Consider the following 16,868-nt stretch of genomic DNA (forward strand, 5'->3'; position numbering starts at 1 on the left):
AAGTTCATTCATCCGAATGCAAGGAGATCTCATGGACGCCACCCCCGTCGAGCTCGGCCTCGATACCTTCGGAGACATCTCGCGCGGCCCCGACGGGTCGCTGCAGAGCGATGCGCAGACCATCCGCAACGTCGTGGAACAGGCGGTGCTCGCCGACCAGGTCGGACTGTCGTTCTTCGGCGTGGGGGAGCATCACCGCAAAGACTTCGCGGTGACCAGCCCCGAGATCGTCCTCGCCGCGGCCGCCGCGCGCACGAAGGACATCCACCTCGGTACCGCGGTGACGGTGCTGTCGTCCGACGACCCCGTCCGCGTGTACGAGCGCTTCGCGACACTCGACGCCGTCTCGAACGGTCGCGCCGAGGTGATCCTCGGGCGCGGGTCGTTCATCGAGTCCTTCCCCCTGTTCGGCTACGACCTGAACGACTACGAGCAGCTGTTCGAGGAGAAGCTGGAGCTGTTCTCGCTCCTGCTCGACGAGAAGCCCGTCACCTGGTCGGGGCGGACGCGTGCCGGACTCCGCGACGCGGACGTGTACCCCAAGACCGAGAACGGTCTGAAAGCGTGGGTCGGTGTCGGCGGGTCACCCGAGTCGGTCGTCCGCGCGGCCCGCTACGGCTACGGTCTCGTCCTCGCGATCATCGGCGGATCCTCGGCCCGCTTCCGTCCCTTCGCCCAGCTCTACCGGCAGTCGCTCGAGGAGTTCGGCAAGCCCGCGATGCCCATCTCGGTGCACTCGCCCGGTCACGTGGCCGCCACGGACCAGCAGGCCTGGGACGAGGCCTACGAGGGCGTCGCCGAGCTGAACACCACCATCGGTCGCGAACGCGGTTGGCCCGCGTACAACCGCCTGCGTTTCCAGCACGACGTCGGCCCCGAGGGGGCGATGTACATCGGCTCACCCGAGACGGTGGCGACGAAGATCGCCGCGACCGTGCAGGCGCTCGGTGCCTCGCGCTTCCAGATGAAGTTCGCGAGCGGCTCCATCTCGCACGACCGCCTGATGTCGAGCATCGAGCTCTACGGCACGCGCGTGCTGCCGCTCGTGCGAGAGATGCTGGCGTGAGCGCGAGCACCGACACGGTCCGGGTGTCCGAGCGCCTCGACGCCCTGCCATTTACCCGTCGTCACGGGAAGATCCTGGGCGGTTCGGGACTCGGCTGGGCCCTGGATGCCATGGATGTCGGGCTCATCTCGTTCATCATCGCCGCGCTGTCGGCACAGTGGAAGCTGGAGCCCGCGCAGGCATCGTGGATCGCCTCGGCCGGATTCGCGGGAATGGCGATCGGCGCCAGCCTCGGCGGTCTGCTGGCCGACCGATTCGGCCGCCGCCAGGTCTTCGCGCTGACGCTCCTCGTCTACGGCGTCGCGACCGGGGCGAGCGCACTGGTCGGCGGTCTCGCGGCGCTGCTCGTGCTGCGCTTCCTCGTGGGGCTCGGCCTCGGCGCCGAGCTCCCCGTGGCCTCCACCTACGTGAGCGAGTTCGCGCCGGCTCGCATCCGTGGGCGCGTCATCGTGTTCCTGGAGGCTTTCTGGGCCGTCGGCTGGACGGCCGCCGCGATCATCGGCTACCTCGTCGTCCCGTCGTCGGCCGACGGGTGGCGGTGGGCGTTCGCGCTCGGCGCGCTCCCCGCGGTCTACGCGCTGATCGTCCGCTGGGGCCTTCCGGAGTCGCCGCGGTGGTTGGCGTCCCGAGGGCGCAACACCGAGGCCGTCGCGATCGTGCGCGATCTCGAGGCCGCCGCCGGGCGCGTGTCGCTCGAGCCCTCGGACGAGGGAGCCGCGGCATCCGCTCCCGCCCCGCGCGCCCGCGTCGGTTCCCTGTGGGCACCGGCCCTGCGGATGCGCACCGCGAGCCTGTGGGTGCTGTGGTTCTGCGTGAACTTCTCGTACTACGGCGCCTTCATCTGGATCCCGACGATCCTCGTGGCCCAGGGGTACGACCTCGTGCGCTCTTTCGGTTTCACGCTCATCATCACCCTCGCCCAGCTTCCGGGTTACGCCGTCGCCGCGTGGCTCATCGAGGCCTGGGGGAGGCGCGCGACACTCGCGACCTTCCTCGCAGGTTCGGCGATCGCCGCGGTGCTGTTCGGCACGGCATCGGGGGAGTTCGCCGTGATCGGGACCGGGATGCTGCTGTCGTTCTTCAACCTCGGTGCCTGGGGCGCCCTGTACGCCGCGACGCCCGAGACCTACCCGACCACGTTGCGCGGCACCGGCGCCGGCTGGGCGGCGGGCGTCGGGCGCATCGCGTCGATCGTCGCCCCGCTCTCGGTCCCGCCGTTGCTCGCGGCCGGCGGCGCGCCCCTGCTGTTCGTGGTGTTCGCGGCGTTCTTCGCGGTGGCCGTGGTCGCCGCGTTGTTCCTCCGGGAGCAGCGGGGGCGCGCTCTGTCCTGAGCCGCTCTCAGGCCCATGGCGTCGAGCGTCCCGAACACGCCGGAGATGTGGCATCCGTTGCGGCGTGTCCTGGACGCTCGAGGGGAGTCACGGCGCGCGTAGGCTCGACGCATGGCATCCGTCCGCTACGTCGCGATCGGCGACTCGTTCACCGAAGGAGTCGGCGACGAACTCCCCGATGGCACCGTGCGGGGGTGGGCCGATCTCGCGGCCCAGGGATGGGCGGATGCCGCGGGCGAGCCGATCCAGTACGCCAATCTCGCGATCCGCGGCAAGCTCATCCAGCCCATCGTCGAGCAGCAGCTCGAACAGGCGTTGGCCCTGCGCCCGACCCATCTGTCGTTCAACGGCGGAGGGAACGACATGCTGCGCCCGCGAGCCGACCTCGAGCGGATCGTCGGATTCTTCGAGCATGTCCTGCGGCGCTGCGACGAGGAGGGGGTGCAACTGATCGTGCTGTCGGGCGCGAACCCCTCGGCCGGGCTGCCGCTCGGACGCGTGCTGCAGATGCGCGGCAATCGCCTGTCGACGGCTGTGGAGGAGCGTCTGGCGCCACGTCCGGACGTCATCACGGCGTACAACTGGTTCGACCGCGAGCTCGCCGGGGGAGAGTTCTGGTCCGTCGACCGCTTGCACATGAACCCCCGCGGACACCACCGGGTCGCCGCGCGCGTCATCGAGGCGGTCGGCCTGTCCGCGCCGCGCGAGTGGTGGCATCTGCGCGACATCCCCGAGGTCGAGCGGTTGAAAGGTTCCGCGTACTACCGCGAGCACGTCGCCCCGTGGGTGCGACGGCGACTCGCCGGCACCTCCTCGGGCGATGGGCGTGCACCCAAATTCGGCGGCGACTGGGTCGAGCTGCGCCCGGGCGGCTGAGCGGATGCCACGGGCTGGGCGTGCGGGGGCATGGCCCTACCCGTGAGCCACGGGCGCGCGACCCCCTGGCGCTCCGGCAGCCCTCTGCCTAGGATCGCCCGATGTCCCCCTCGAACGCGCGCATCCTGGCCCTTTCCGGCACCGCGATCGCGCTCGGCGCCCTGACGGGGTGCACGGGCGCGGAGGCGGAACCCCCCTCGGCGGTTCCTCTCACCCCCTCGCCGACGGTGCCCACGACGACGGCCCCGCCGACCCCGGACCCGTGGGCGGGGTACTTCGACGACGAGGTCGCCGACGCGAAGGTGGGGGAGTACCTCTGGCAGTCGTGGGGGACCTTCGGCGACAGCGGCCAGGTGGCCCCGCACCGGAGCGACAACCAGACCATCGATCCGGGCAGCTACACCGTCACTCTCGAGTGCGCGGGTCCCGAGATGATGACCGGGCGCATCTCGACGTCGGCGGGCACCCCGGTCGTCGACCCCCTCTCCGTCTCCTGCATGGCCGCGACACCCGTGCCGGTGGAGCTCCCCGAGAGGGGTCTCCTCGTCGAGCTCGACAGCGGCCGCGCCCCCGGGGCGTTCCTCATCCGCGTGGCGAGGGTCGAGTGACAGCGGTCGTTCGTCAGGCCACGGGCGCAGAAGCCCGGCACATAGCATCCGGACAACCGCAGCCGCCACAATGACCACATGACAACTGCACTCGTCACCGGTACTTCCAGCGGCATCGGCCTCCACACCGCGATCGGCCTCGCGCGAACAGGCGTCGCCGTCATCGCGACCGTCCGAGAACCGAGCCGCGCCGACGAGCTTCGCGCCGCCGCCTCCGCGGCGGGGGTGGAGCTGGACATCCGCGGGCTCGACGTCACCGACGCCGACGGTGCGCGTGATCTCGTCGCCGGTGCCGGCCCCCTCGACATCCTCGTGAACAACGCGGGCCGCGGGGCCGTGGGCACTCTCGAACAGCTCACCGACGAAGACCTGCAGGCACAACTCGACACGAACTATCTGTCCGTCGCCCGCCTCACCCGTCTGGTCCTGCCCGCCATGCGCGAACGGGGGAGCGGACGGATCGTGACCGTCACGAGCGTCGGGGGCGCCGTGGGCCAGCCGTTCTCCGACGCGTACTGCGCCGCGAAGTTCGCCGTCGAGGGGCTCATGCAGTCCCTCGCCCCCGTGGTCGCCCCCTTCGGCATCGACGTGTCGATCGTCGAGCCCGGCGCGGTCGCGTCGTCGTTCACCTCCTCGGTCGATCGGGCGGAGCCGGGACCCTACGCGGCCCTCCAGCAGGCGTACCTCGACCGGGCGGCGACCTCGTTCGCGAGCGCGCAGTCGGCGGAGGATGCCGCGGAGACCGTCATCGAGGCAGCCGTCACCGACGCTCCGCGGTTCCGGTGGCAGACCTCGGAGTCCGCGCTGCGGTTCGCGGGTCTCTCCCTCGCCGACCTCAGCGGCTCGCGCGTTCTCGACGTGACCTCGCACTGGGTGCGCTGACCGTCCGCCGGGCGACGGTGCGTGCCGTCGCCCGGCGCGGTCTCACGGCGTGGCGTAGTTCGCGATCAGGTTGTCGACCATCCAGTCGTTCGACTGCGTACGGGCGGCCGAGCCGGTGAACTGCGCGTCCGAGATCAGCAGGTACTTCGTGGGGTCCGCGCCGTCGTTCCAGGTCGGATCGACGGCGAGCCACTTCCCGTCCACCTGGACCTTGTTCCAGGCATGCCCGCCGCCGTCGAGCACATCGCCGGTCACGACGACGGAGGGGACGCCCGCGGCATCCATCAGGGCCTTGTACGCGGCGGCGTAGCTCGCGCACACACCGGTGTTGCCGTTCTCCGACAGCAGCACGCCGCTCGGGTCCCACGCGTGCGCGAATCCGGACGGGAACCCGAGGGTCGCCTTGCCCGCCTCGAGGGCAGCCTTGTCGTAGCTCGCGGTGTCGACGAGCCACTGGTTCAGAGCGCCGGCCTTGTCTGCCGCGCTCATGTCGGACGTCGTGACCTTCGCGACGGCATCTCCCACGACGGAGGCGATCTCGCCCTGCATCCGCTTCGTCGTCTCCGCATCGTTCGCGTAGCTGACGTAGACGATGTCGCCCTTCACGGTGTACCCGCGATAGCCGAGCACATAGGGGTTCTGGTAGACCGCTTCGCCGATCGCGTCGCTGAGCTCCGGCATCCCGGCGCGATCCACATAGGCCGAGACGTCGATCGCGTCTTCGCGCGCGACGAGATTCGCGGCGAGGTATCTCGTGAACTCGTCGGTGGCGGAAACGGGGTAGTCGACATCGGGTGCCGTGGTCGACGGCGTGTACTGGCTGGGATCGCCCTGGATGGGCGCGGAGATCGTCGTGACCTGGGGGAGTCCTGTCGTGGGCAGCTCGGCCTTCACCCGCTCGTTGAAGGCGTTGATCTGCGCTTTCGCCGCGTCGACGTCCCTGACCGTGAGGTACATCGGCCATCCGAGACCGGTGCCCAGCCCGCTCAGGTGCATCCGCACGCCCTCTTTCTGCAGGGCCACGTCATCGGGGTCGATGTAGGCCGCCGTCTGGCGCGTCGCCCCGTCGACGGACGTGAAGAAGAAGCGGGTCGAGATCTTGTCGAGAGAGTCGACGATCTGCCCGTTGGGGAACTGCTGCTTCTTGAGGGAGAGCGGGATCTCCTGGGGGAGCGATGCCGCGACGGTGTTGGCATCGGTCGGCTGCATGGCCGAGAAGCCCGTCCCGTCCGTGGCGATCACACCGTACTCGTACTCGCTCGTGTCGTTGTCGAGCGCGTTCACGGCGCCGCCGTTGTCTGCCTGCCCCTCGATCTCGGCGGCGCTCCACATCGCGTACGTCCGAAGGCCCTGGTTCTGCTCCTGCTCCACCGTCTCGCGCTCGCCGGAGAAGGGATCCCTGATCGGGGGAGACCACGTCGGAACCTTCGTCGAGCCGACCAGCCACACTTGCCGGCGCTCGCCGTCCCACGACGACACCGCGACGAGGTACTCCGTCGCTCCCGGCACGGCGTCCCACGACATCTGGAGCGTGCCGTTGGGGTTGACGCCGTAGTTCACCTGCGGCATCGCCAGGGGCCGCTTCACGCGGAAGGGGTGCACGATCGGCTTCTCGAGCGGGGCGCCGGCGTTGTCGAGCTTCTGCACGAGGTAATACGTGTCGTGCACGCCCCACGCCGATCGGCCGCCGTTCACCTCGAACTCGCGATCGTCGGGATTGTCGATCGTGTCCGTCTCCCAGTGGAATCGGAGATTCGCGGCACCGAGCCCCGGGCTGATCTCCACGTCGCGGTCGCCCTGGTACGCGCGGTAGTCGGCGTGATGGGTGAGGCTGGAATCCGTGAACAGCTCGAAGGCGAAAGTGGTGTCGCGTTCGTCGCCGTTCTCGGCCGCCTTCGCATCGAGGTCGTAATCGGCGGGGAATGTGAACGTCTGGTTGATATCGACGTTGTCCTGAAGCGGCGCCCACGCATAGGCCCAGTCGTCCTGCGTGGTGAGCTGAGGGCCCGTCAAAGCGGGCAGGCCCCACACGAAGAACGCCGCTACGGCGACGACGAGGGCGGAGAATCCGCCCACGAGACCGACGATGAGGCCGGTGCGGCGCTTCCTCGGCGGATTCTGGGCTCCGGATGCCGAGCCCGCGGCTTCCTGTCCGGTCGCCGCCGCGACGCCGGGCTGAGCGGCCGCAGCGTTGTCAGCGGAAACCAGGGGGTGGAGGTGCTCCGTCCATCGCCCGTCGCGCCAGTAGCGCAGCTGCGTGCCCGGGCTGGCGGGATCGGGATACCAACCGTCGGGAGGCGAAGCGTCGCTCATCGTCATCCGTTTCTTCCGTCTGTGCAAAGGCCCGCCGTATTTTACGAAATCGGCGTGAATGGCGACGAGGAGGTGAACCGTGCGCGTCTCTCGGTCTTTCTCCCGAGCCTTTCCGGTTTCGCACGGGGAATGCGTCTGCGGGACGGGTACCGGCCGTCGTTCTGACGGCATCCCGTTCGAGCAGGACTCGAGGTGAAGGAGGGCGATTCCTGCCCAAACTGACATAATGTGCATTATCGGCTTATCTGCGATGACGCGGAAAAGAGTCCTGCACGCGCGCAGCACCGCATTATGTCCCTCGCGCCGAGATCGCACCACCCCCGGTTTCCCACACTCCGGCGCGCGTACGTTCCGGAGAGGGAAAGGTGCCACGCGCACGTCCCACATCGACGAACCGAAGGACCTGATGAGCCAGTCGATCGACGCCGCGATGCTGCACTCCGGCGACATTCTCGGCGGGCGCTACATCCTGTCCGAACGCATCGGCGCCGGTGGCATGGGACGCGTCTTCCGCGCGCGCGACACGGTGCTGGGCCGCGACGTGGCGATCAAACTGTTCCACACCGATCACACGGGCGAACTCGAGCCCTCGCGTCGCCTGTCCGAAGCACGCGTGCTGGCCGCCTTCGACCACCCATCGCTCGTCACGCTGTACGACGCGCGTCTGGACAACGGCGATCACATCTACCTCGTCATGGAGTTCGTCGACGGGCCGTCTCTCCAGCGCCGGATCGAACAGGACGCGCTCGAACCCGCGTTCGTCGCCGCCCTCCTCGCCGATCTCGCCCGGGGCCTCGCCGCGGTGCACGCCACCGGGGTCGTCCACCGCGACGTGAAGCCGTCGAACGTTCTCCTGCGCCCCACGCGGCACTCCCCGTACGGCTTCGAGGCGGTGCTCGCCGACTTCGGCGTCGCCCACCTCATCGACGCCGCCCGTCTGACGACCCCGGGAACCGTGATCGGCACGGCCGCGTACCTCGCCCCCGAGCAGGTCCGCGGCGAGGCTCCTCGCCCCGCCTCCGACATCTACGCCCTCGGGCTGCTCACGATCGAGGCGCTCACGCGCCTCCCCCCGTACGGCGGAGGAACCCTGCAAGAGACAGTGCTGGCACGCCTGTCCCGCGCGCCGACGATCCCGCCTGCCCTCGGGAGCGAATGGACGTCCCTGCTCACCGCGATGACCGCTCTTGACCCATCCGATCGCCCGACGGCCACGGTGGTCGCCGACCGCGCGACGGTCTTGGCCCGCGCCGCGCAGACCGGGATTGCGGATGCCACCGAGCTCGACATCCTCGACCTCTTCGGCCTCGAGACGGCCCCGTGGACGCCCCTGCCCGACGCCGAGACCGCCCCCGCTGCGGCCACCCCGGCCGACGCGCCCTCAGCTCCCGCCGCGCGGAGACGATCCGCACCCCGCAGACGCCCCACGATCCGGGCCTCCTGGCTGGGTGCCGCAGCCCTGGCCGTGGCCCTCATCGTCGGCGGACACGTCCTCGCCCTGTCTCTCTTCGCACCCCGCCAACAGGTGACCGAGATCGCTCCCTCGCCCGCACCGAGCGCGCCGGCCGCGCAACAGGTCGCCGTCACCGATCCGCGCTGACGAACCGGCGACGGCGACGGCGCACAGCCCCTCACGGGTCTGCGCGCGGCTGCTCAGCGCATAACGAGGGTCTGCGTGCGCACGCCCATCTTCTGCGCGACGCTCTGCGCCGAGCCGTCCGAGACCATGGCCCAGTTCTTGCCGAGCAGGTAGCTCGTGACCTCGCCGCTCTTCACGACCGTCTGAGCGTCGAACCACTTCTGCGCCTCGTCGGGCGTGGCGAAGACCGCGATGGTCTGCGTCCGCCCGGACACCCCGGCGCAGTCGATGGACGACGTGGCGAGCGACAGACCGGAGTCCGTGGGGTTCGCGCAGGTGCCGCCCGCGGCGACGTACGCATCGACGACGGCCTGAGCGGTGTCGAAGCTCGACGCGTTCGCATCGTCGATGACGGCCGCGTCCTTTTCGAGGTCCGCAGCGAAGTCGTCGTCATCATCGTCATCGTCGTCGACCTGCGCGCTCGACGACGGGGCCGCCTTCGGCGCGTCGCCGCCGGTCGCCGGTGCCGGGCTCGAGCATCCGGTCAGTCCGAACGCGGCCGCGGCCACGATGATCGTGGCGCCCAGCACCCAAGGCGTCTTCTTCTCCTGCAACGTGCGCACGTGTCTCCCTTTCGTTGGCGGACGACCCGCGGACTCTCCCCGGTCCGCGGCCGTCAGCCGATGCTATCGGCGGCCCGCCGGCGCGCACGGCCCGCGCCGTGTAACGATTCGATCGCGCGACGATCCCACTACGCTCGAGGGGATGCCTGTCCCCGCTCCCGCGCCCTCTCCCCCGGTCCGCGCGTGACCGGCGTGTTCACCGGCTTCGCGGTCGTCGGGCTCGCCGTGGTCGTCGGCTACGTGATCGCCCGGATCGATCTGCTGGGTCCCCACGCGCGCCACGTCCTGAGCCGCTTGACGTTCTTCGTCCTCTCGCCGTTCCTGCTGTTCACCGTGCTCGCGACGGCCGATGTGGCCACCCTGTTCTCGGCGCTACTGCCCGTATCCATGATCACCGCGGCCGCCATCATCGGCGTGTACGCCCTCGTCTCGGCGCTTTTCCTCCGGCGTCGCGTCGGCGAGACGGTCATCGGCGCCCTGTCGGCGGGACAGGTGAACAGCAATAACATCGGCATCCCGATCTCGCTCTACATGCTCGGCAACGCGGCCTACTCGGCCCCGGTCATCCTCTTCCAGTTGCTCGTGCTCATGCCCATCGCCCTGTCGATCCTGGATGCCGCGACCTCGGGCTCGCGCTCGCCGTGGCGCATCCTCCGGCAGACGGCGAAGAACCCCATGCTCATCGGTTCGGCTCTGGGCGTCCTCGTCGCGGTGCTCGACATCGACCTGCCCCCGATCGTGTTCGACCCGCTGCACCTCATCGCCGGCGCGTGCGTCCCGGTGCTGCTCATGTCGTACGGCATGTCGCTCTACGGTCAGCGCGTGCTCACGGAGCCCGGTCGCCGCCTCGACGTGGTCATCGCCTCCGCCCTCAAGCTCGTCGCGATGCCCGCGCTGGCATGGCTGGTCGCGACGTGGTTCGGCCTCCCCGCCGATCAGGTGTTCATCGTGGTCGTCCTGGCAGCCCTCCCGACCGCGCAGAACGTCTTCAACTTCGCCCAGCGCTACGGCGTCGGCGAGATCCTTTCGCGCGACGTCGTGTTCATCTCGACAGTCGGATGCCTCCCCGTGCTGTTCACTGTCGCCCTCCTGCTCGACCACTCCCCCGCGTGACCGCCGAAGACGACGCGTTGGCGGGAGTCTGACCCTCGGGTCTAGGGTGAGGATTGTTCTCAGCTTTCACTCAGAAAGGCTCGCCATGTCGCCCTCGTCCACGACCAGCCCCGTTGTCGGCGCCGTCCGCACCGCCCTCGGGATCAGCGGCGCGCTGTCGCTCGTCATCGGCCTGCTGATCCTCATCTGGCCGGGCCGTACCGCACAGGTCGCGGTCGGCATCATCGCGGTCTACGTCATCATCGCGGGCCTGGTGAACATCGGCATCGGCCTGTTCTGGCGGTCCGGGTGGGCGCGCATCGGCTACATCGCGCTCGGCGTGCTGTTCATCGTCGCGGGCATCTTCTCGTTCGCGAACCTCGCGGCCGCAGCCGCGTGGTTCGGCGTCTTCATCGGCACTCTCATCGGCATCCTGTGGATCATCGAGGGCGCCGTCTCGCTCACCACGGCGAGCCACGACTCCAAGGCCCGCGGATGGACGATCTTCTTCGCGATCGTCAGCATCCTCGCGGGGATCTTCGTGCTCATCGCTCCCCTGTTCGCCGGCCTCACGCTCTTCCTGCTCATCGGTATCTCGCTCGTGATCCTCGGCGTCTTCCAGATCGTCCGGGCGACCCAGTTCGGCAAGGTCGCGTAGACCAGACAGGGGAAGGGGCCGGATGCCATGGCATCCGGCCCCTTCCCCTGTCACGCTCCCGCGTCAGTCGGTGGGCAGGTACCGACGCCACCAGTCGAGGACCGCGTCGAAGCGCTGCACCCGATGCTGGGGGCGGCCGCCGCGCGTGAGCTCGTGATCCTCGCCGGGGAAGATCAGCATCTCCGCCTCGGTCCCCTGCTGCTTCAGCGCCGCGTAGTAGCGCGTCGCCTGCTCGAGCGGACAGCGGAAGTCGAGCTCCGAGTGCAGCACGAGCGTGGGCGTCGTGACCCGATCGACCACCGCCATCGGGCTCTGCGCCGCGATCTGCGCGGGGTCGGTGCCGACGTACTCCTGACCGAAGAACGAGCCGATGTCGCTCGATCCCGGGAACGCGGTCGGGTCGAGGAACCCGCGCTCCACGATCGCACCGGCGAAGCGGTGGTCGTGGGCGATGACCCAGGCCGTCATGTACCCGCCGTAGGAGCCGCCCATCACGCCCACCCGGTCACCGTCGAGGCGCGGGTCGGCGGAGACGACACCGTCGAAGAAGTCCATGACGTCGAAGAAGTCGAGCGTTCCCATCCGCTGCCGGATCGATCGACCGTGCTCCCGGCCGTAACCGGCGCTTCCGCGAGGGTTGCTGTAGACCACCGCGTAGCCGGCATCGACGAGCACCTGCGTCTCGTCGAACACGTGCACGCCGTACGACGCGTAGGGCCCACCGTGGATCTGCAGGATGACCGGGAACGGCCCCTCCCCCTCGGGCACGGCGACCCATCCGTGCACGGGGTAGCCGTCCCGGCCGGTGATCTCGTGCTCGACGGGAATGACGACTCCCCGCTCGCGCACCGTCACACCGAAATCGGTCACGGCATGCACGCCCGTGACGGCATCCACGACGACGAGTTCGCCGAACGACTCGGGCGAGGCGACGGATGCCACGACCCGGCCGTTCGCCGCAGCGTGGCCGTTGGCCTCGAGGTCTCCCCCGAGCAGCTCGACGACCTCGCCCCCACGCGTGACGCGCAGCAGGCGCAGCCGACCGCGGGTGCGGTCCTGCACGATCGCGTCGACACCGTCGAACGAGATGTGGCTGCCGCCCTCGCCGAGATCGATCGTCTCGGGGTCGGTGAGGCGACGCGGGCCGGCGGCCTCGAGCGCGAAGAGCGCGACCCCGGGCGCGACGAAGTCGACGCCCTCGGGGCCGACGTCGTTCGCGAGCACGAACACGGTGCCGTCGGGAGCGGTGGCGACCTCGGAGATCGAGAGGTCGGCGTCGCGACCCAGCACCTCGCGCTCGGCGCCGCCGTCGACGCTCACCGCGACGAGCCTGTCGCGCAGGTCGCGTCGATCGGCCTCGATGACGTCGGGCACGCTGAGCAGCTCGGTACCGTCACGCGTCCAGACGACGCCGTTCCAGCTCGTCTCGCCCTCGGTGAGGCGGACGGCCTCCGCGGCGACGACCCGCTTCTCTGGCTCGTCGAGCGCCGGGGCCGGCGCGTAGAACGGCTCCGCATCGGTCGAGGGCACGTCCACGACGAAGAGTCGGGCCGGCCGATCGAGATACCCGAGACCGTTCGCGTGCCACCGGATGCCGGTGATCCGACGCGGCGGTTCGGCGGCGGCATCCCGTCCCTCGACCGTGCCGTATCGGCCGGGTTCGGGAACGCGCGCTGTGAAGGCGAGACGCGTGCCGTTGGGCGACCATGAGAGATCGGTGACGCCCCCGGCCTGGTCGGTGACCTGGACGGGCTCGCCTCCGGTCGCTGCGACGACGAACACCTGAGCGCGACCCCGCTCGTCCGCCCGGAGAAAGGCGATCGTGGCGTCGTCGGGCGAGAGCCGCGGCGACCGGTCGGCCACACCGCGGGTCAGACGTCGCGGGCGGCCGTCGGGCAGCTCGACGCGCCAGAGCTGGCCGACGCCGCGGTCCGCGGCGAGGTCGGGACGCGAGGTGGCGAAGACGGCGAAGCCTGCGTCGGACGAGAGGGTCGGGCGACCGACCGAGATCAGCGCCTCGATGTCGACGGGGCGCATGCTCACTCGCCTCCGAACGAGCCCGTGTCTCCGACGAGGCGGGTGTTGTCGGCCGGCACCGGGTCGACGGCCGCGCGGGCGACCTCGGCGGCGAACTCGGAGACGTTGTAGAGCTTGCCCGCGTCCTCGCGGCGCGCCGAGATGGCACCCGGGTTCGCCCGCTCGAGCAGGGTCGCCGTGATGGTGCCCTCGATCATGTCGCCGGAGACGACGGTGAAGCCGATGCCGCGCTCCTCGAGAGCCGGGATCTTCTCGCGCAGCGCGTCCTCGCCGGCGCGCTTCGAGAGAGCGACCGGCTCGTACTCGGGCATCGTCGGGGTGGTGCGGATGAAGTGCGCCTGGTGGCTGGTGACGAACACCACGCGCGCGTCGTCCGTGAGCAGGGGCAGGGCCGTCTCGAGCACGTTGACCTGCGCGTCGCGGTTGAGCAGCAGGGCGTAGTCCTCGGCCATGCCCGACTCCATGCCGCCCGAAGCGTTGAGCACGAGGATGTCGAGACCGCCGAAGGTGCGCTCGACCTCGTCGAACATGGCCGTGACGGATGCGGGATCCGTGAGGTCGGCCCCGACGACGAGCGCCTCGACGCCCAGCTCCCGAAGCTGCGTCGCGAGCTTCTCGGCACGCGGGGCCTTGTTGCGGAAGTTGATGACGACGTTCGCCCCGGCCTCGGCGAAGTAGCGGACGGTGTCGGCGCCGATGCCGCGCGACGAGCCGGTGACGAGGGCGGTCTTGCCGCTCAGGGAGCCGGACGGAAGGGTCTGGGACACGGATTCTCCTGACGATTCGTGATCGAGCCGCGCGCCGACGAGGGCGCAGGCGACCTTCCCACCCTACCGAGCCGGACCGGCTCCGCTCCGGGGCGCCGACGCGTCACGAGCGTGTCGGACCCGCGTGCTACGTTCGGCCGCGGAGGCCCCCGACATGATTCGCTCGATCGCGCCGCGTCATCCGTACTTCGCCGCCGGCGATCCCCCGCGGGTGCTCGCGCACCGCGGTCTCGTCACCGCGGAGGCCGCGGCGTTGGGAATCGTCGACAACTCCTTCGCGGCGGTCGCCGAGGCTCATGCCGCCGGCCTCGTCTACGTCGAATCCGATTGCCACCTGACGGCCGACGGAACGGTCGTGCTGTTCCACGACGAGGATCTGGAGCGCGTCGCCGGCGACCCGCGCCGGATCTCCGACGTCCGACTGCACGAGCTCGAAGAGGTGATGTCCGACCGGGGCGGGCTGATCACGCTCGACCAGGCGCTGGACGCCTTCCCCGAAACCCGCTTCAACCTCGACGTCAAGGCCGAGGCCGCCGCCGAGGCCGTCGGCCGTCTCGTCGCCCCTCACGCGCACCGCGTCCTCCTGACGAGCTTCTCGGACGATCGCCGCCGTCGAGCCCTCCTCGCCGCCGCGCGAGCCGGTGCGGCCCTCGCTCCCGCCACGTCGCCCGGGTCTGCGACGGTCGCCCGGATCGTCGCCGCCGTCGCCACGGGTATCGTCCCCCTCGCGCGTCGAGCTCTCCGAAGCGTCGATGCTCTCCAGATCCCGGAGCGACAGGGGCGCCTGCGCGTGGTGTCCCCTCGTCTGATCGCGGCCGCCCACGCGGCGGGTGTGGAGGTGCACGTCTGGACCGTCAACGACGAAGACGACATGACGCGCCTTCTCGATGCCGGCGTGGACGGGCTCGTGACCGACCGCGGTGACGTCGCCCTCGCGCTGGTGAACAGCCAATGAACGCGAGGTGTGCTGAGCATCGCCTGTGAGTTCTGCCAGGACGCGCTCATTTCGAATAAAGCGCACAGGTGCGGTCGTTATACATGGGGACCGACGAGAGGACCACACAATGGCAGATCGCAGTCTTCGAGGCATCCGACTCGGCGCACAGAGCCTTCAGAGCGAAGACGGGGTCGTGTTCCACGACCGCGCGCAGCACACCTACGCCTGCAGCACGTGCGGGCGCGAAACCGTTCTGACCTTCGCGGCCGACGCCGAGGTTCCGCCGTCCTGGGAGTGCCGCACCTGTGGTGCAGAGGCTCTCCTGCGGATCGGTGAAGGAACCGCGACCGTCGACCACAGCGACGACAAGGCACCGCGCACGCACTGGGACATGCTCCTGGAGCGCCGCACGATCCCCGAACTCGAGGAGCTGCTCGAAGAGCGCCTCGCGTTCGTCCGCGCGCGCCGCGGAGCGGGAGAACAGAAGATCAGCGCCTGACGCTGACCACCGAGTTCAGACGTCGATCCCTCCGGGGGTCGGCGTCTTTCTCGTTCTCCGCGACTGCAGCGCGACCACCGCACCCAGGACCACCAGGACGAGTAGCGACCCCCCGCCCAGCACGACCTTGACCGCGGGACCGATCACGACCGCGGGAGTGAGTCCCGTACGCAGGGGAACGTCGGTGAGCATGTGCCCGGCGACATCGACCGGGAGCTGATCGAGAGTGGATCCGTCGGGAGCGATGACCTGACTCGTGCCGACGGTCGAGATGTTCACCACGGAGCGGCCCGTCTCGATGGCGCGCATGCGGGCGAAGGCCAGCTGCTGAAGGTTTTCGTCGGTGCCCCGGAAGTCCGCGTTGTTCGTCTGGAACATGTAGATCTCGGCGCCGTCCGAGGCGCCGTCCCACACGACGTCGTCGTAGATCACGTCGAAGCAGATCGCGAGGCCCACCCCGATGCCATCGAGGTCGATCAGCGGCCGCGCGGTGCCCGGGGTGTACTCCCGGCCGATCAGCCCGATCAGGTCGGGAGCGAACGGCTCCCAGAACGCGCGGTCCGGAACGTACTCGCCGAACGGCACGGGATGCCGCTTGTCATACGTCTGCGCCGGCCCGCCCTCAGCCGTCCACAACAGGGACGAGTTGAACAGTTCGCGTCCCCTCTCGGTGACCGCGGACACGATCAACGGAGCGTCCACGCGGCGCGAGAGCTCATCGAGCACCTCGGACGTCTGGGAGGACGTCGTCGGATCGGAGTCGACGCCGCCCTCCGGCCACAGCAGCACGTCCATGTCCTGCCCGAAGAGGGGAGCGGATGCCGCGAGCTGCGCGTTCAGCACCGCACCTCGCGCGCGCTGATCGAAGTAACCCGCGGGGCCGTTCCCCTGGACGGCGCCGACGCGCATCGACCCGGCCGCCGTCGTGGGGAACTGCGGCAGAGCGACGAGGACGACCAGCAGCACGGCCGCGGGGATCGCGCGCCGGAGATCCCGGAGCCGCCCGGCCCGGACGAGTTCGATCACCATCGCGCACAGCGCCACGACGAGGAACGTCAGCCCGGACATCCCGACCCACGAGGCGACCTCCGCGAACGGGCCGTTCACCTGGGACACCCCGATGCGCCCCCACGGGAATCCCCCGTAGGGCCACGACCCGACGATCTGCTCGCGCAGGGTCCAGAGGCCCGCGACGAGCGCGGGAAGCAGCAGGAGGCGGCCGACGAGCCCCGGCGCGACGCGGGGCAGCCACCGGTAGGCCAGCGCGATCGGGACCGCGAAGACCGCGGTCAGCAGCGCCTCCAGCGTCGACAGCGCGATCCACGGGATGGGTCCGAGATAGCGTGCGGTGAAGAGGAGGTTGACCGAGAAGAACGTCAGACCGAAGAGCAGTCCCACCAACGCCGCCGACCAGAAGCGACGTCCGGCGAGGGCGATGAGCGCCAGGGCGACGGCGGGGAAGGCCGTCGGCCACCACGCGAGCGCGGGGTACGCCGTAACGAGCAGGAGACCCGCTGCGGCCGAGAGGGGCGCGGCGACCGCCAACGGGACGATCGGTCGCGGCGAGACGGCGAGGGGCACCCCTCCAGCCTAAATCGCG

The 16,868-nt window shown here is 70.0% G+C and carries 15 protein-coding genes; 10 read left to right on the plus strand and 5 right to left on the minus strand.

Annotation, left to right across the window (positions count from 1 at the left end; translation table 11 throughout):
* Nucleotides 1-31: 31 nt before the first annotated feature.
* The 5 genes from NS220_RS00510 to NS220_RS00530 all read left to right on the plus strand — a co-directional run bounded on the left by NS220_RS00510 (nt 32) and on the right by NS220_RS00530 (nt 4,763).
* Nucleotides 32-1,066: an LLM class flavin-dependent oxidoreductase gene (locus NS220_RS00510; protein WP_058622161.1), complete on the plus strand. Its 1,035-nt coding sequence runs from the start codon at nt 32-34 to the stop codon at nt 1,064-1,066.
* Entirely contained in the window at nt 1,063-2,397 is a 1,335-nt protein-coding gene (locus NS220_RS00515) for an MFS transporter (RefSeq protein WP_058622162.1), read from the plus strand. Before NS220_RS00510 ends, NS220_RS00515 begins: the two co-directional genes overlap by 4 nt.
* A 111-nt stretch (nt 2,398-2,508) precedes the next feature.
* Nucleotides 2,509-3,273, plus strand: coding sequence for an SGNH/GDSL hydrolase family protein (locus tag NS220_RS00520; protein ID WP_058622163.1), 765 nt, complete (start codon nt 2,509-2,511; stop codon nt 3,271-3,273).
* Between the two features lie 101 nt (nt 3,274-3,374).
* Complete coding sequence (locus NS220_RS19525) at nt 3,375-3,881, plus strand: hypothetical protein (protein ID WP_058622164.1); 507 nt, start codon at nt 3,375-3,377, stop codon at nt 3,879-3,881.
* A gap of 78 nt (nt 3,882-3,959) precedes the next feature.
* Nucleotides 3,960-4,763 carry an SDR family oxidoreductase gene (locus NS220_RS00530; protein ID WP_058622165.1) on the plus strand — a complete coding sequence of 268 codons (804 nt, stop codon included), beginning with the start codon at nt 3,960-3,962 and terminating at the stop codon, nt 4,761-4,763.
* Between the two features lie 42 nt (nt 4,764-4,805).
* Here NS220_RS00530 and NS220_RS00535 read toward each other — a convergent pair whose 3' ends face one another.
* Nucleotides 4,806-7,076 carry a transglutaminase domain-containing protein gene (locus NS220_RS00535; protein ID WP_193755231.1) on the minus strand — a complete coding sequence of 757 codons (2,271 nt, stop codon included), beginning with the start codon at nt 7,074-7,076 and terminating at the stop codon, nt 4,806-4,808.
* Between the two features lie 406 nt (nt 7,077-7,482).
* On the opposite strand from NS220_RS00535, the gene NS220_RS00540 reads away from it, so the two are divergent.
* Nucleotides 7,483-8,676, plus strand: coding sequence for a serine/threonine-protein kinase (locus tag NS220_RS00540; RefSeq protein WP_058622167.1), 1,194 nt, complete (start codon nt 7,483-7,485; stop codon nt 8,674-8,676).
* A 53-nt stretch (nt 8,677-8,729) separates the two neighbouring features.
* Here the strand turns inward: NS220_RS00540 and NS220_RS00545 are convergent, their stop codons facing one another.
* Nucleotides 8,730-9,278 (minus strand): hypothetical protein, encoded by a 549-nt coding sequence (locus NS220_RS00545; RefSeq protein WP_058622168.1) that lies wholly within the window; start codon nt 9,276-9,278, stop codon nt 8,730-8,732.
* Nucleotides 9,279-9,461: 183 nt separating this feature from the next.
* Between NS220_RS00545 and NS220_RS00550 the strand changes: the two genes are divergently transcribed.
* Nucleotides 9,462-10,391: an AEC family transporter gene (locus NS220_RS00550; RefSeq protein ID WP_058622169.1), complete on the plus strand. Its 930-nt coding sequence runs from the start codon at nt 9,462-9,464 to the stop codon at nt 10,389-10,391.
* Nucleotides 10,392-10,476: 85 nt separating this feature from the next.
* The gene (locus NS220_RS00555; protein ID WP_058622170.1) at nt 10,477-11,028 is read left to right on the plus strand and encodes an HdeD family acid-resistance protein; all 552 of its coding nucleotides are present in this window, start codon (nt 10,477-10,479) and stop codon (nt 11,026-11,028) included.
* A 63-nt stretch (nt 11,029-11,091) separates the two neighbouring features.
* Here NS220_RS00555 and NS220_RS00560 read toward each other — a convergent pair whose 3' ends face one another.
* Together NS220_RS00560 and NS220_RS00565 are read right to left on the minus strand one after the other, a co-directional pair.
* Complete coding sequence (locus NS220_RS00560; RefSeq protein ID WP_058622171.1) at nt 11,092-13,065, minus strand: S9 family peptidase; 1,974 nt, start codon at nt 13,063-13,065, stop codon at nt 11,092-11,094.
* Between the two features lie 2 nt (nt 13,066-13,067).
* On the minus strand, nt 13,068-13,832 hold the full coding sequence (locus NS220_RS00565; protein WP_058622172.1) for an SDR family oxidoreductase: 765 nt from the start codon (nt 13,830-13,832) through the stop codon (nt 13,068-13,070).
* Between the two features lie 154 nt (nt 13,833-13,986).
* Between NS220_RS00565 and NS220_RS00570 the strand changes: the two genes are divergently transcribed.
* On the plus strand, nt 13,987-14,787 hold the full coding sequence (locus NS220_RS00570) for a glycerophosphodiester phosphodiesterase family protein (RefSeq protein ID WP_058622173.1): 801 nt from the start codon (nt 13,987-13,989) through the stop codon (nt 14,785-14,787).
* Nucleotides 14,788-14,896: 109 nt separating this feature from the next.
* The gene (locus tag NS220_RS00575) at nt 14,897-15,268 is read left to right on the plus strand and encodes an RNA polymerase-binding protein RbpA (protein ID WP_058622174.1); all 372 of its coding nucleotides are present in this window, start codon (nt 14,897-14,899) and stop codon (nt 15,266-15,268) included.
* 15 nt (nt 15,269-15,283) lie between these two features.
* Here NS220_RS00575 and lnt read toward each other — a convergent pair whose 3' ends face one another.
* The gene (lnt, locus tag NS220_RS00580) at nt 15,284-16,849 is read right to left on the minus strand and encodes an apolipoprotein N-acyltransferase (protein WP_058622175.1); all 1,566 of its coding nucleotides are present in this window, start codon (nt 16,847-16,849) and stop codon (nt 15,284-15,286) included.
* Nucleotides 16,850-16,868 lie beyond the last annotated feature (19 nt).

The organism is Microbacterium testaceum, from assembly GCF_001476655.1.
Classification (GTDB): domain Bacteria; phylum Actinomycetota; class Actinomycetes; order Actinomycetales; family Microbacteriaceae; genus Microbacterium; species Microbacterium testaceum_C.

Excerpts from the sequence above, each read along its gene's own strand:
- NS220_RS00510 (WP_058622161.1), top strand. The coding sequence starts at position 32 with ATGGACGCCACCCCCGTCGAGCTCGGCCTCGATACCTTCGGAGACATC.
- NS220_RS00520 (WP_058622163.1), top strand. The coding sequence starts at position 2,509 with ATGGCATCCGTCCGCTACGTCGCGATCGGCGACTCGTTCACCGAAGGA.
- NS220_RS19525 (WP_058622164.1), top strand. The coding sequence starts at position 3,375 with ATGTCCCCCTCGAACGCGCGCATCCTGGCCCTTTCCGGCACCGCGATC.
- NS220_RS00530 (WP_058622165.1), top strand. The coding sequence starts at position 3,960 with ATGACAACTGCACTCGTCACCGGTACTTCCAGCGGCATCGGCCTCCAC.
- NS220_RS00535 (WP_193755231.1), bottom strand. The coding sequence starts at position 7,076 with ATGAGCGACGCTTCGCCTCCCGACGGTTGGTATCCCGATCCCGCCAGC.
- NS220_RS00540 (WP_058622167.1), top strand. The coding sequence starts at position 7,483 with ATGAGCCAGTCGATCGACGCCGCGATGCTGCACTCCGGCGACATTCTC.
- NS220_RS00555 (WP_058622170.1), top strand. The coding sequence starts at position 10,477 with ATGTCGCCCTCGTCCACGACCAGCCCCGTTGTCGGCGCCGTCCGCACC.
- NS220_RS00560 (WP_058622171.1), bottom strand. The coding sequence starts at position 13,065 with ATGCGCCCCGTCGACATCGAGGCGCTGATCTCGGTCGGTCGCCCGACC.
- NS220_RS00570 (WP_058622173.1), top strand. The coding sequence starts at position 13,987 with ATGATTCGCTCGATCGCGCCGCGTCATCCGTACTTCGCCGCCGGCGAT.
- NS220_RS00575 (WP_058622174.1), top strand. The coding sequence starts at position 14,897 with ATGGCAGATCGCAGTCTTCGAGGCATCCGACTCGGCGCACAGAGCCTT.